Here is a 12,877-nt window from a genome sequence, read left to right on the forward strand (position 1 = left end):
GCTGACGGACGAGCGGAGGCGGACCGGCGCCGCGCTGACGCGAGCCGGCGGGCCGGCCGTGGGAGCCTGGGGAATACCGGGCGCCTCCCCCCGGTTTTGGGGGGTGCGGGAACCAGTGGCAAACTGGACCGTCGGCCCCGGTTCACGGGAAACAACCCGTATCCCGACCCGGTGCCCTCCCGAACCTAGGAGTCACCTTGAAGCGCGACATTCACCCCGAGTACCGCGAGACCCAGGTGAGCTGCACCTGTGGCAACTCGTTCACCACGCGTAGCACCATGTCGGAAGGCATGATCCGCGCCGACATCTGCTCGGCCTGCCACCCGTTCTACACCGGCAAGCAGAAGATCCTCGACACCGGTGGCCGCGTGGCCCGCTTCGAGGCCCGCTTCGGCAAGAGCGCCGGCAGCGCCAAGAAGTAGCGACACTGCAGCGCCGGTCCGCGGCTGCCCTGCGGGGCAGCGCGGCCCGGCGCTCTTTTGGTGCTCAGCGCCCCGGCGCCGCTCCGCCCTCCCGGCGAAGCGGCGCCCCCACTCATCAGTAAGGGATGGCCACGATGTTCGAGGCGGTCGAGGAACTCGTCGGCGAGCACGCCGACCTGGAGCGGCGGCTCGCCGATCCGGCGATCCACGCCGACCAGGCGGGCGCCCGCCGGCTCAACAAGCGCTACGCCGAACTCACCCCGATCGTCACCGCCTACAGCGAGTGGAAGCGGACCGGGGACGACATCGGCACCGCGCGGGAACTGGCCGCGGAGGACCCGGACTTCGCCGACGAGGTCAAACAGCTGGAGCGGCGCCGCGAGGAGCTCACCGAGCGGCTGCGGCTGCTGCTGGTCCCGCGCGACCCCAGCGACGACAAGGACGTCATCCTGGAGATCAAGGCGGGCGAGGGCGGTGACGAGTCCGCGCTGTTCGCCGGTGACCTGCTGCGGATGTATCTGCGCTACGCCGAGCGCAACGGCTGGAAGACCGAGCTGATCGAGTCCAACGAGTCCGATCTCGGCGGCTACAAGGACGTGCAGGTCGCGGTGAAGACCAAGGGGTCGGCCGAGCCGGGCCAGGGCGTGTGGGCGCGGCTGAAGTACGAGGGTGGCGTGCACCGCGTGCAGCGGGTGCCGGCCACCGAGTCGCAGGGCCGTATCCACACCTCGGCTGCGGGTGTCCTGGTGCTGCCCGAGGCCGAGGACGTGGATGTGGAGATCAACCCGAATGATCTGCGCATCGACGTCTACCGCTCCTCCGGGCCCGGCGGGCAGTCGGTCAACACCACCGACTCGGCCGTGCGCATCACCCACGAGCCGACCGGCATCGTCGTCTCCTGCCAGAACGAGAAGAGCCAGCTCCAGAACAAGGAGCAGGCCCTGCGCATCCTGCGGGCCAGACTGCTGGCCGCCGCCCAGGAGGAGGCCGAGAAGGAGGCCTCGGACGCGCGCCGCAGCCAGGTCCGTACGGTCGACAGGTCCGAGCGGGTGCGCACCTACAACTTCCCGGAGAACCGCATCTCCGACCACCGTGTCGGGTTCAAGGCGTACAACCTGGACCAGGTGCTGGACGGCGAGCTCGACCCGGTCATCCAGGCGTGCGTGGACGCGGATTCCGCGGCCAAACTGGCCGCCGCTCAGTGACGCCCGGGAGGGGGACGGAGTGAACGTGCTGCTTGCCGAGGTGGCGCAGGCCACCCAGCGGCTCGCCGATGCGGGCGTGCCCTCGCCGCGCTTCGACGCCGAGGAACTGGCCGCCTGGGTGCACGGTGTCTCACGGGGCGAGCTGCACCGGGTCGCCGACGCCGACTTCGACGCGCGCTACTGGGAGGCGGTGGCCCGCCGCGAGGCCCGCGAGCCGCTCCAGCACATCACCGGGCGGGCCTTCTTCCGCTACCTGGAGCTGCACGTCGGGGCCGGTGTCTTCGTGCCCCGGCCGGAGACCGAGTCGGTGGTCGGCTGGGCGATAGACGCGGTACGGGCCATGGACGTGGCCGAGCCGCTGATCGTGGACCTGTGCACCGGATCCGGCGCCATCGCGCTCGCGCTCGCCCAGGAGGTGCCGCGCTCCCGGGTGCACGCCGTGGAGCTGGACGAGGCGGCGCTGGTGTGGGCGCGCAAGAATGTCGAGGGCTCGCGGGTGACGCTGCACCAGGGCGACGCGCGGACGGCGCTGACCGAGCTGGACGGCCAGGTCGACCTCGTGATCTCCAATCCTCCCTACATCCCGCTCACCGAGTGGGAGCATGTGGCGCCGGAGGCCCGCGACCACGATCCGCAGATCGCGCTGTTCTCCGGAGAGGACGGCCTGGACGTCATCCGCGGTCTGGAGCGCACCGCGCACCGGCTGCTGCGCCCCGGCGGCGTCGTGGTCATCGAGCACGCCGACACCCAGGGCGGGCAGGTGCCATGGATCTTCACCGAGGACCGCGGCTGGGCTGATGCCGCGGACCACCCCGACCTCAACAACCGGCCCCGTTTTGCCACCGCACGCAGGGAGGTGCCGTAATGGCACGGCGATACGACTGCTCCGATGCGACCGACCGGGCGACCGGGCTGCGCGAGGCCGCCTCGGCCGTCAGGCGCGGGGAACTCGTCGTGCTGCCGACGGACACCGTCTACGGCGTCGGCGCGGACGCGTTCAGCGCGGACGCCGTCGGTGATCTGCTGGAGGCCAAGGGCCGCGGCCGGGGCATGCCCTCCCCGGTGCTGGTGGGCTCGCCGAACACGCTGCACGGCCTGGTCACGGACTTCTCCGAGACGGCCTGGGAACTGGTCGACGCCTTCTGGCCCGGCGCGCTCACCCTGGTGGCGCGGCACCAGCCGTCGCTGACCTGGGACCTGGGGGAGACCCATGGCACGGTGGCGGTGCGGATGCCGCTGCACCCGGTGGCCATCGAGCTGCTGACCGAGTTCGGTCCGATGGCCGTCTCCTCGGCGAACCTGACCGGGCACCCGGCGCCGATGGACTGCGACGCTGCCCAGGAGATGCTGGGCGAGTCGGTCGCCGTCTATCTGGACGGCGGCCCCACCCAGGACAGCGTGCCCTCCTCCATCGTGGACGTCACCGGCTCGGTGCCCGTCCTGCTGCGCGCGGGCGCCATCGGGGCCGACGAGCTGCGCAAGGTCGTGCCGGGCCTGGAGGTGGCCCCGTAGTGACCGCCCCACCCGGGCGTGGGCCGGCCGAGGCCGGCGGCATAAGCGGCGCCGACGGCGCGTTCCGTATCCTCCACGTCTCCACAGGCAACGTGTGCCGCTCGCCGATCACCGAGCGGCTCACCCGGCATGCCCTGGCCGAACGGCTGGGGGAGAGCCGCATGGGCGGCCTCGTGGTCGAGAGCGCCGGGACCTGGGGCCACGAGGGCGCGCCCATGGAGGAGAACGCGGTGGCCGTGCTGCTCGAACACGGTGCGGACGCCTCGAACTTCACCGGGCGCGAGCTGCTGGACGAGCATGTGATCCGGGCCGACCTGGTGCTGACGGCCACCCGTGACCACCGTGCCCAGGTGATCTCCATGGGCCACTCCGCGGGCCTGCGCACCTTTACGCTCAAGGAGTTCACCCGGTTGGTGCGGGCCATAGACCCCGCGACCCTGCCGGCGGCCGGCAGCGCCGAGGGCGTGGTGGAGCGGGCCCGCGCGCTGGTCCAGGCGGCGGCCGCGCTGCGCGGCTGGCTGCTGGCGCCCAGCCCGGAGGCGGACGAGATCTACGATCCCTACGGTGCCCCGATCCCGTACTTCCGCAGCGTCGGCGAGGAGATCAGCGGGGCGCTGGACCCGGTGGTCACCGCGTTGACGGGGGTTCCCGCGCACACGTAGCGGCACCACGGAGAACCAGCAGGCAGGAGTGAGCGTGTCCTATGGTGTGGGCCTGAACAGCCCGCGAGACTTTTGGGGAATCGGTGCGTGAATATCTGCTGACGCTGTGCGTCACGGCCGCGGTCACCTATCTGCTGACCGGGCCGGTGCGGAAGTTCGCCATCGCGGCGGGCGCCATGCCGCCGGTGCGCGCGCGTGACGTGCACCGGGAGCCGACGCCGCGACTGGGCGGCATCGCGATGTTCGGCGGGCTGTGCGCGGGGCTGCTGGTGGCCTCGCAACTGACCAACATCGGCGAGCTGTTCACCCTTTCCGACGAGCCCCGCGCCCTGCTGTCGGGCGCCGGTCTGATCTGGCTGATCGGTGTGCTGGACGACAAGTGGGGCGTCGACGCGCTGGTGAAGCTGGGCGGGCAGATGATCGCCGCCGGTGTGATGGTGCTCCAGGGACTGACGATCCTGTGGCTGCCGGTGCCGGGCGTGGGCAATGTCGCGCTCACCCCCTTCCAGGGCACGCTGCTGACGGTCGCGCTGGTGGTGATCACCATCAACGCCGTGAACTTCGTGGACGGGCTGGACGGCCTCGCCGCGGGCATGGTGTGCATCGCCGGGGTGGCGTTCTTCATGTACGCGTACCGCATCTGGTACGGCTACGGCATCGAGGCGGCGGCCCCCGCCACCCTGTTCGCCGCCGTACTGATGGGCATGTGCGTGGGTTTTCTGCCGCACAACATGCACCCGGCGCGGATCTTCATGGGCGACTCCGGCTCCATGCTGATCGGCCTGGTGCTGGCGGCCGGTGCGGTCTCCATCACCGGCCAGGTGGACCCGGACGTGATGGTCGAGCACACCGGTTCGGTGAAGTCCGCCGTGCACACGATGGTGCCCTTGTACATGCCGCTGCTGCTGCCGCTGAGCATCATCGCGATCCCGGTCGCCGACCTGGTCATGGCGATCGTGCGGCGCACCTGGAACGGGCGTTCGCCGTTCGCTGCCGACCGGGGCCATCTGCACCACCGGCTGCTGGAGATCGGGCACTCGCACAGCCGTGCCGTGCTGATCATGTACTTCTGGGCCGCGTTGATCGCCTTCGGCGCCGTGGCGTTCTCGGTGCGCTCCTCCAGCCTGGCGATCGTGCTGGCGGTCGTGCTGTTGAGCGCTGTGGGCCTGGTGGTGCTGCTGATGCCGCGCTACACGCCCCGGGTGCCCGCGTGGGCGCAGCGGGTGCTGCCGCCCCGGTACCGGCGGTCGCTGTCGGAGCCCGAGCCGGCGGCGGAGGTCGCGGCGACCCCGCCCGGGCCCGGTGAGGACCCCGCTCCCGCGGGCGAGACGGCCGAAGAGGCCGAGCGTGAGCCCGCGATGGCCGGTCTCAACGGTGCCACGGCCATCGGGGAGCGCCGGCAGTTCACCAGGCCCAAGAAGATCAACAGCCACGACTGAGCAGCTCGATGCCCGGGGAATCGCCTTATACCAGACATAGCGTTCGCCGTCAGTCGCGAACGCCTCCTGTCACACCCCCGTGTGACAGGAGGCACACCAAGTAGGTAAAGACCTCATCAAATAGTTTGTGATACCGTTCACGAAACCCGGTGGCCAGCCGAAGTCTCGCACTCCCGCGGGCCCTTCTGCCGGGAGGTCCGTCCTCCACGCCGGGGCTACGCTCGTCATCGACGACCCTCGTCCCCCGATTTCCCCGGAGCACACCACATGCAGTCGAACGACGCACGCATGCTCCTGCACTGCGCCGTCCCGACCGCCGTAGCCGGTGTCGTGGCCGCAGCGATCAGCGCCGTGTTCGCAGCAGGTAAGGGCGCCATCGGTGCCGCGGCCGGAGCACTCGTCGTGATCCTCTTCATGGGTCTCGGCGTTTACGTCCTCCAGCGGGTAGCGCGCTCCTTTCCGCACCTCTTTCAGGCGATGGGGCTGCTTCTGTACACGACGCAGATTCTGCTGCTGTTCGTCGTGCTGGTGGTCTTCCGGGATACGACCCTTTTCGACACCTCGACCTTCGCGTTCACACTGCTCGGCGCCACTGTCGTGTGGGTGGCGGCACAGGGCAGGGCCCACCTGAAGGCGAAGATCATGTACGTCGAACCGACCTCGGGCTCCGGCGAGAAGGCCAGTGCCACGTAGGGGCGGGATAAGCGCTCGTTCGAGCAACTGCTATCGTCCGTTGCCAACTGCGGCGCAGCAGACAGGGGACGGCAGAGTGCCCTCCATTTCCGGATCCCACGGGACGGAACGGACACTTTCGCACCCTGATCAGCCGCCGCCCCCGATTCGTAAGACAAAGACCAGTGCCGTTCCGTGGCCGCACGCCGCGCCGACACAACGAGGTAGCCGTTTTCATGCGCCATGCAGAAGGAGCCCGCGGTGAGTGCTGACCAGATGCTCGCCTTTGAGACCGACTGCCACCTTTTCAGTGGCTGCGGCTTCGAGGCTCCAGGGCTCCACTCGTTCGTCTTCGAGCCGATGTTCAGCATCGGCGGATTCGACTTCAACAAGCCGATCCTGCTCGCCCTCGTGGGCACGTTCGCCATCGTGGCGTTCTTCTGGGCCGCCTTCAGCAAGCCGAAGCTGGTGCCCGGCAAACTCCAGATGATCGGCGAGGCCGGTTACGACTTCATCCGCCGAGGCGTGGTCTACGAGACGATCGGCAAGAAGGAAGGCGAGAAGTACGTCCCCCTGGTGGTGGCGCTCTTCTTCTTCGTGTGGGTGATGAACCTGTGGTCGGTCATCCCGCTCGCACAGTTCCCGGTGACCTCGATCTTCTCGATCCCGCTCGGCCTCGCGCTGCTGGTCTACCTCGTCTGGGTCCCGCTGACCTTCAAGCGGCACGGCTTCGTCGGCGCGTTCAAGAACTTCACGGGGTACGACCCGTCGCTCCCCGGTGGAGTGCGGCCGCTGGTCATGGTCATCGAGTTCTTCTCGAACCTGCTGGTGCGCCCCTTCACGCACGCCGTCCGGCTCTTCGCGAACATGTTTGCCGGACACATGCTGCTGGTTCTCTTCACGATCGCGACCTGGTACATGCTCAACGGCATCGGGATCGCCTACTCGGCCGTCTCCTTCGTGATGACGATCGTGATGGTCGCCTTCGAGTTGTTCATCCAGCTCATCCAGGCGTACGTCTTCGTCCTCTTGACCTGCACCTACATCCAGGGCGCGCTCGTCGAGGAACACTGAGCAACCCCTTTACCGCACAATCCCCAGCTGTCCGGCGGCCAACCCCCGCCGGTCCGTACAGAGAAGGAAGTAACGGCATGTCCGCTGCTCTCGACATGGTCAACCTCGCCGCCACCGAAGGCGTTACCGGCAACCTGGGTTCGATCGGCTACGGCCTCGCCGCGATCGGCCCCGGCATCGGCGTCGGCATCGTGTTCGGTAACGGCACCCAGGCGCTGGCCCGCCAGCCCGAGGCGGCCGGTCTGATCCGTCAGAACCAGATCCTCGGCTTCGCCTTCTGTGAGGCGCTGGCCCTCATCGGCATCGTCATGGGCTTCATCTTCCGCTCCTGACGTACCGAGCGAACGAACCCATTTCCGACGGAAGGCACTGACGTGAACGCCCTGGTACACATGGCGGAGACCGAGGTTCCGCAGAACCCGCTCGTTCCGCCGATCCCAGAGCTGGTCATCGGCCTGATCGCATTCGCCATCGTCTTCTTCTTCCTGTGGAAGAAGCTCCTTCCGAGCATCAACAAGGTGCTGGAAGAGCGTCGTGAAGCCATTGAGGGCGGCATCGAGAAGGCCGAGGCGGCTCAGCAGGAAGCTGCCGACGTACTCCAGCAGTACAAGGACCAGCTCGCCGAGGCCCGCCACGAGGCCGCCCGGCTGCGTGCCGAGGCACAGGAACAGGGCGCCGCGCTCATCGCCGAGATGCGCGCCGAGGGCCAGCGGCAGCGTGAGGAGATCATCGCCGCCGGCCACGCCCAGATCGAGGCCGATCGCAAGCAGGCCGCGCACACGCTCCGCCAGGACGTGGGCAAGCTCGCCACCGACCTGGCCGGCAAGCTCGTCGGCGAGTCCCTGGAGGACCACGCCCGGCAGAGCCGTGTCATCGACCGCTTCCTCGACGGGCTCGAAGAGGCTGCCGAGGCCGACGCCAGCGGAGCCGCCCGATGAATGGTGCGAGCCGCCAGGCGCTTGCCGCCGCGCGCGAGAGCCTGACCGCGCTGACCGACTCCACGTCGGTCGACGCCGCGGCCCTCGCCGACGAGCTCGCCGCCGTCACGGCGCTGCTGGAACGTGAGGTCTCGCTGCGCCGGGTCCTCACCGACCCGGCGAAGGACGGCGAGGCCAAGGCGTCGCTGGTGCGGCAGGTGCTCGGCAGCCGGCTCAGCGGCCCGGCCGCCGACCTGGTCTCCGGCATGGTCCGCTCCCGCTGGTCCGCGCCGCGTGACCTGGTCGACGCCGTCGAGGAGCTGGCCGACCTGGCCGACCTGATCGCGGCCGAGCGGGACGGCTCGCTGGACGACGTCGAGGACGAGCTGTTCCGCTTCGGGCGGACTGCGGCCTCCTCGCCGGACCTGCGGGCGGCGCTGGCCAGCCGCACGGCCCAGGCCGAGGCCAAGCGCACCCTGGTGCACCAGCTGCTGGACGGCCGGGTCAGGCCGGCCACCGAGCGTCTGGTCACCCGGCTGGTGACCCAGCCGCGGGGACGTAGCCTGGATGGTGGGCTCGAAGCACTGTCCCGGCTCGCAGCCGAGCGCCGGAACCGTTCGGTCGCCGTCGTCACCTCCGCGGTGCCGCTCAGCGACGGGCAGAAGCGGCGCCTGGGCGCGGCGCTGGCCAAGCTGTACGGGCGCCAGGTGCACCTGAACCTGGACGTGGACCCCGAGGTCCTGGGCGGGATCACGGTGCGGGTGGGCGACGAGGTCATCAACGGCTCCATCGCCGACCGGCTGGACGAGACCCAGCGGCGGATGGCGGGCTGAGGCAGCCGCAGCAGTACCCGGCGCTGAGCGCCAACCAACTCAACAAGCACGAACGCGGCCCGAGTTGGGCCGTACAAGGGAGTCGGGGGAGTCACCGAGTCACCCCCCGGAGCCCGAAGGAACTTACGGGCCCAACAAGGAGAGCAGGGAACCCAGATGGCGGAGCTCACGATCCGGCCGGATGAGATCCGGGACGCGCTGGAGAACTTTGTCCAGTCGTACACGCCGGACGCGGCCTCGCGCGAAGAGGTCGGTACGGTCAGCGCTGCCAGCGATGGCATCGCGAAGGTCGAGGGGCTGCCCTCGGCCATGGCGAACGAGCTGCTGAAGTTCGAGGACGGCACCCTCGGCCTCGCCCTCAACCTGGAGGAGCGCGAGATCGGTGCGGTCGTCCTCGGTGAGTTCAGCGGCATCGAAGAGGGCCAGTCGGTGCAGCGGACCGGCGAGGTCCTGTCGGTCCCGGTCGGCGACGGCTACCTCGGCCGTGTCGTCGACCCGCTGGGTGCCCCGATCGACGGCCTCGGCGAGATCGAGGCCGAGGGCCGCCGCGCCCTGGAGCTGCAGGCCCCCACGGTCATGCAGCGCAAGTCGGTGCACGAGCCCATGGAGACCGGCTACAAGGCCGTCGACACCATGACCCCGATCGGCCGTGGCCAGCGCCAGCTCGTCATCGGCGACCGTCAGACCGGCAAGACCGCGCTGTGCGTCGACACGATCATCAACCAGCGCGACAACTGGCGCTCGGGCGACCCGGACAAGCAGGTCCGCTGCATCTACGTCGCCGTCGGCCAGAAGGGCTCCACCATCGCGTCCGTGCGCGGCGCGCTGGAGGAGGCCGGTGCGCTGGAGTACACGACGATCGTCGCGGCCCCGGCGTCCGACCCGGCCGGCTTCAAGTACATCGCCCCCTACACCGGCTCGGCCATCGGTCAGCACTGGATGTACCAGGGCAAGCACGTGCTGGTCGTCTTCGACGACCTGTCCAAGCAGGCCGACGCCTACCGTGCCGTCTCGCTGCTGCTGCGCCGCCCGCCGGGCCGTGAGGCCTACCCGGGTGACGTCTTCTACCTGCACTCCCGGCTGCTGGAGCGCTGCGCCAAGCTCTCGGACGACATGGGCAAGGGCTCGATGACCGGTCTGCCGATCGTCGAGACGAAGGCCAACGACGTCTCGGCGTTCATTCCGACCAACGTCATCTCCATCACCGACGGCCAGTGCTTCTTGGAGTCCGACCTGTTCAACGCGGGCCAGCGCCCGGCGCTGAACGTCGGTATCTCCGTCTCCCGTGTCGGTGGCTCGGCCCAGCACAGGGCCATCCGCCAGATCACCGGTTCGCTCCGGGTGGACCTGGCCCAGTACCGCGAGCTGGAGGCGTTCGCCGCCTTCGGTTCCGACCTGGACGACGCTTCCAAGGCGTCGCTGGAGCGCGGTAAGCGCATGGTCGAACTGCTCAAGCAGCCGCAGTACGCGCCGTTCGCCACCGAGGACCAGGTCGTCTCCATCTGGTCCGGCACCAACGGCAAGATGGACGACGTCCCGGTCGAGGACATCCGACGCTTCGAGCGCGAGCTGCTGGACTACATGCACCGCGAGGAGCAGGCCCTGATGACCGGCATCCGCGAGGGCGCGAAGATGTCGGACGACACGATCCAGGCCCTGAGCGACGCGGTCGACAAGTTCAAGAAGCAGTTCGAGACCTCGGACGGCAAGCTGCTGGGCGAGGGCTGAGCATGGGTGCCCAGCTCAGGGTCTACAAGCGGCGGATCAAGTCCGTCTCTGCGACCAAGAAGATCACCCGGGCGATGGAGATGATCGCCGCCTCGCGCATCATCAAGGCGCAGCGCAAGGTGGCAGCGTCCGAGCCGTACGCGAAGGAGCTGACCCGCGCGGTCACCGCCGTCGCGCAGGGCTCCGACGCCAAGCACCCGCTGCTGACCGAGGCGGAGCAGCCGAAGCGGGCCGCGGTGCTGCTCATCACGAGCGACCGCGGTCTGGCCGGCGGCTACAACTCCAACGCCATCAAGGCGGCCGAGCAGCTGAACACCCGGCTGGCCGCCGAGGGCAAGGAGATCGACAGCTACATCATCGGTACCAAGGGCGTGGCCTACTACGGCTTCCGCAACCGGGTCGTCAAGGAGTCGTTCACCGGCTTCACCGACAACCCGACCTACGCGGACGCGAAGGCCGTGGCGGCACCGCTGATCGAGGCGGTACAGGCGCAGGCCGCGGACGGCGGTGTGGACGAGCTGCACATCGTCTACACCGAGTTCGTCTCGATGATGACGCAGACCGCGGTGGACGCCCGGATGCTGCCGCTCTCCCTCGACCAGGCCACCGAGTCGCCCGGCGACGGCGAGGGCACCGCCAAGGGCGGTGCCGTCGTCCTGCCGCTGTACGAGTTCGAGCCCTCGGCCGAGGATGTGCTGGACGCGCTGCTGCCGCGGTACGTCGAGTCGCGCGTCTACAACGCCCTGCTGCAGGCGGCAGCGTCCAAGCACGCTGCCACGCGGCGGGCGATGAAGTCCGCGACCGACAATGCCGAAGAGCTCATCAAGTCGCTGACGCGGCTTGCCAACGCGGCCCGCCAGGCCGACATCACCCAGGAAATCAGCGAGATCGTCGGTGGGGCGAGCGCGCTGGCTGACGCTAACGCGGGGAGTGACCGCTAACCATGACCACCACTGTTGAGACGGCCGCTGCGACGGGCCGCGTCGCCCGGGTCATCGGCCCGGTCGTCGACGTGGAGTTCCCCGTCGACGCCATGCCGGACATCTACCAGGCGCTGACGGTCGAGGTGCTCGACCCGGCCGAGGACGGCAAGCGGAAGACCCTGACCCTGGAGGTTGCCCAGCACCTCGGTGAGGGTCTGGTCCGCGCCATCTCCATGGAGCCGACCGACGGCCTGGTCCGCCAGGCCCCGGTGACCGACACCGGCGCGGGCATCACCGTGCCCGTCGGTGACGTCACCAAGGGCCGGGTCTTCAACACCCTCGGTAAGATCCTCAACGAGCCGGAGGCCGAGTCCGAGGTGACCGAGCGGTGGTCCATCCATCGCAAGGCCCCCGCCTTCGACCAGCTCGAGTCCAAGACCGAGATGTTCGAGACCGGTCTGAAGGTCGTCGACCTGCTGACCCCGTACGTCAAGGGCGGCAAGATCGGCCTGTTCGGCGGCGCGGGCGTCGGCAAGACCGTCCTCATCCAGGAAATGATCATGCGTGTGGCCAAGCTGCACGAGGGCGTTTCCGTGTTCGCCGGTGTGGGCGAGCGCACCCGTGAGGGCAACGACCTGATCGAGGAGATGGCCGACTCCGGCGTGCTCCCGCAGACCGCGCTGGTCTTCGGCCAGATGGACGAGCCCCCGGGGACGCGACTGCGCGTGGCGCTGGCCGGTCTGACCATGGCGGAGTACTTCCGCGATGTGCAGAAGCAGGACGTGCTGTTCTTCATCGACAACATCTTCCGCTTCACCCAGGCCGGTTCCGAGGTCTCCACCCTGCTCGGCCGGATGCCCTCCGCGGTGGGCTACCAGCCGAACCTGGCGGACGAGATGGGTGTGCTCCAGGAGCGCATCACCTCGACCCGTGGTCACTCCATCACCTCGATGCAGGCGATCTATGTGCCCGCGGACGACCTGACCGACCCGGCGCCCGCGACCACCTTCGCGCACCTGGACGCCACCACCGTGCTGTCGCGTCCGATCTCGGAGAAGGGCATCTACCCGGCGGTGGACCCGCTGGACTCCACCTCCCGGATCCTGGACCCGCGGTTCGTCTCCCAGGAGCACTACGACTGCGCCGAGCGCGTCAAGGGGATCCTGCAGAAGTACAAGGACCTGCAGGACATCATCTCCATCCTCGGCATCGACGAGCTGTCCGAGGAGGACAAGCTCACGGTGTCCCGCGCCCGCCGTATCGAGCGCTTCCTGTCGCAGAACACCCACGCGGCCAAGCAGTTCACCGGTCTCGACGGATCGGACGTGCCGCTGGACGAGTCGATCGCGGCCTTCAACGCGATCGCCGACGGCGAGTACGACCACTTCCCCGAGCAGGCGTTCTTCATGTGCGGTGGCCTTGACGACCTCAAGGCCAAGGCGAAGGAGCTCGGCGTCTCCTGACGTCGGACCTCGAAGCTGCGGTGCGCC

The 12,877-nt window shown here is 69.0% G+C and carries 14 protein-coding genes; all 14 read left to right on the forward strand.

Features of this window, described 5'->3' with window-relative positions; genetic code table 11:
- Positions 1 to 197 precede the first annotated feature (197 nt).
- Positions 198 to 422 carry a 50S ribosomal protein L31 gene (gene rpmE / locus JW613_RS12615; RefSeq protein WP_099884254.1) on the forward strand — a complete coding sequence of 75 codons (225 nt, stop codon included), beginning with the start codon at positions 198 to 200 and terminating at the stop codon, positions 420 to 422.
- A 134-nt stretch (positions 423 to 556) separates the two neighbouring features.
- Positions 557 to 1,627 carry a peptide chain release factor 1 gene (prfA, locus tag JW613_RS12620; protein WP_099886784.1) on the forward strand — a complete coding sequence of 357 codons (1,071 nt, stop codon included), beginning with the start codon at positions 557 to 559 and terminating at the stop codon, positions 1,625 to 1,627.
- Positions 1,628 to 1,646: 19 nt separating this feature from the next.
- Positions 1,647 to 2,492 carry a peptide chain release factor N(5)-glutamine methyltransferase gene (gene prmC, locus JW613_RS12625; RefSeq protein ID WP_209210877.1) on the forward strand — a complete coding sequence of 282 codons (846 nt, stop codon included), beginning with the start codon at positions 1,647 to 1,649 and terminating at the stop codon, positions 2,490 to 2,492.
- Positions 2,492 to 3,139 (forward strand): L-threonylcarbamoyladenylate synthase, encoded by a 648-nt coding sequence (locus JW613_RS12630; protein ID WP_209210878.1) that lies wholly within the window; start codon positions 2,492 to 2,494, stop codon positions 3,137 to 3,139. The genes prmC and JW613_RS12630 overlap by 1 nt, the downstream gene beginning before the upstream one ends.
- A complete protein-coding gene (locus tag JW613_RS12635; RefSeq protein ID WP_372447937.1) occupies positions 3,139 to 3,801 on the forward strand; it encodes an arsenate reductase/protein-tyrosine-phosphatase family protein in 663 nt (220 codons plus the stop codon). Before JW613_RS12630 ends, JW613_RS12635 begins: the two co-directional genes overlap by 1 nt.
- An 83-nt stretch (positions 3,802 to 3,884) precedes the next feature.
- On the forward strand, positions 3,885 to 5,240 hold the full coding sequence (locus JW613_RS12640; RefSeq protein WP_209210879.1) for an MraY family glycosyltransferase: 1,356 nt from the start codon (positions 3,885 to 3,887) through the stop codon (positions 5,238 to 5,240).
- A 267-nt stretch (positions 5,241 to 5,507) separates the two neighbouring features.
- On the forward strand, positions 5,508 to 5,933 hold the full coding sequence (locus tag JW613_RS12645) for a Cg1360 family ATP-synthase-associated protein (protein ID WP_099884262.1): 426 nt from the start codon (positions 5,508 to 5,510) through the stop codon (positions 5,931 to 5,933).
- Between the two features lie 222 nt (positions 5,934 to 6,155).
- Positions 6,156 to 6,986 (forward strand): F0F1 ATP synthase subunit A, encoded by an 831-nt coding sequence (atpB, locus tag JW613_RS12650; protein WP_209210880.1) that lies wholly within the window; start codon positions 6,156 to 6,158, stop codon positions 6,984 to 6,986.
- Positions 6,987 to 7,063: 77 nt separating this feature from the next.
- A complete protein-coding gene (gene atpE / locus JW613_RS12655; RefSeq protein WP_099884266.1) occupies positions 7,064 to 7,318 on the forward strand; it encodes an ATP synthase F0 subunit C in 255 nt (84 codons plus the stop codon).
- A gap of 60 nt (positions 7,319 to 7,378) precedes the next feature.
- The gene (locus tag JW613_RS12660) at positions 7,379 to 7,924 is read left to right on the forward strand and encodes a F0F1 ATP synthase subunit B (RefSeq protein WP_099886785.1); all 546 of its coding nucleotides are present in this window, start codon (positions 7,379 to 7,381) and stop codon (positions 7,922 to 7,924) included.
- The gene (locus tag JW613_RS12665) at positions 7,921 to 8,736 is read left to right on the forward strand and encodes a F0F1 ATP synthase subunit delta (protein WP_209210881.1); all 816 of its coding nucleotides are present in this window, start codon (positions 7,921 to 7,923) and stop codon (positions 8,734 to 8,736) included. Before JW613_RS12660 ends, JW613_RS12665 begins: the two co-directional genes overlap by 4 nt.
- A gap of 156 nt (positions 8,737 to 8,892) precedes the next feature.
- A complete protein-coding gene (gene atpA, locus JW613_RS12670) occupies positions 8,893 to 10,464 on the forward strand; it encodes a F0F1 ATP synthase subunit alpha (RefSeq protein WP_099884270.1) in 1,572 nt (523 codons plus the stop codon).
- A 2-nt stretch (positions 10,465 to 10,466) separates the two neighbouring features.
- Positions 10,467 to 11,405 carry a F0F1 ATP synthase subunit gamma gene (locus JW613_RS12675; RefSeq protein ID WP_209210882.1) on the forward strand — a complete coding sequence of 313 codons (939 nt, stop codon included), beginning with the start codon at positions 10,467 to 10,469 and terminating at the stop codon, positions 11,403 to 11,405.
- 2 nt (positions 11,406 to 11,407) lie between these two features.
- Positions 11,408 to 12,850, forward strand: a complete 1,443-nt coding sequence (atpD, locus tag JW613_RS12680; RefSeq protein WP_099884274.1) for a F0F1 ATP synthase subunit beta — start codon at positions 11,408 to 11,410, stop codon at positions 12,848 to 12,850.
- The last annotated feature ends 27 nt before the right edge of the window (positions 12,851 to 12,877 follow it).

The sequence above is a fragment of the Streptomyces smyrnaeus genome (assembly GCF_017676345.1).
GTDB classification, from domain to species: domain Bacteria; phylum Actinomycetota; class Actinomycetes; order Streptomycetales; family Streptomycetaceae; genus Streptomyces; species Streptomyces smyrnaeus.

Excerpts from the sequence above, each read along its gene's own strand:
- atpB (WP_209210880.1), top strand. The coding sequence starts at position 6,156 with ATGCAGAAGGAGCCCGCGGTGAGTGCTGACCAGATGCTCGCCTTTGAG.
- JW613_RS12665 (WP_209210881.1), top strand. The coding sequence starts at position 7,921 with ATGAATGGTGCGAGCCGCCAGGCGCTTGCCGCCGCGCGCGAGAGCCTG.
- prfA (WP_099886784.1), top strand. The coding sequence starts at position 557 with ATGTTCGAGGCGGTCGAGGAACTCGTCGGCGAGCACGCCGACCTGGAG.
- atpD (WP_099884274.1), top strand. The coding sequence starts at position 11,408 with ATGACCACCACTGTTGAGACGGCCGCTGCGACGGGCCGCGTCGCCCGG.
- atpE (WP_099884266.1), top strand. The coding sequence starts at position 7,064 with ATGTCCGCTGCTCTCGACATGGTCAACCTCGCCGCCACCGAAGGCGTT.
- JW613_RS12630 (WP_209210878.1), top strand. The coding sequence starts at position 2,492 with ATGGCACGGCGATACGACTGCTCCGATGCGACCGACCGGGCGACCGGG.
- JW613_RS12645 (WP_099884262.1), top strand. The coding sequence starts at position 5,508 with ATGCAGTCGAACGACGCACGCATGCTCCTGCACTGCGCCGTCCCGACC.
- JW613_RS12660 (WP_099886785.1), top strand. The coding sequence starts at position 7,379 with ATGGCGGAGACCGAGGTTCCGCAGAACCCGCTCGTTCCGCCGATCCCA.
- JW613_RS12675 (WP_209210882.1), top strand. The coding sequence starts at position 10,467 with ATGGGTGCCCAGCTCAGGGTCTACAAGCGGCGGATCAAGTCCGTCTCT.
- atpA (WP_099884270.1), top strand. The coding sequence starts at position 8,893 with ATGGCGGAGCTCACGATCCGGCCGGATGAGATCCGGGACGCGCTGGAG.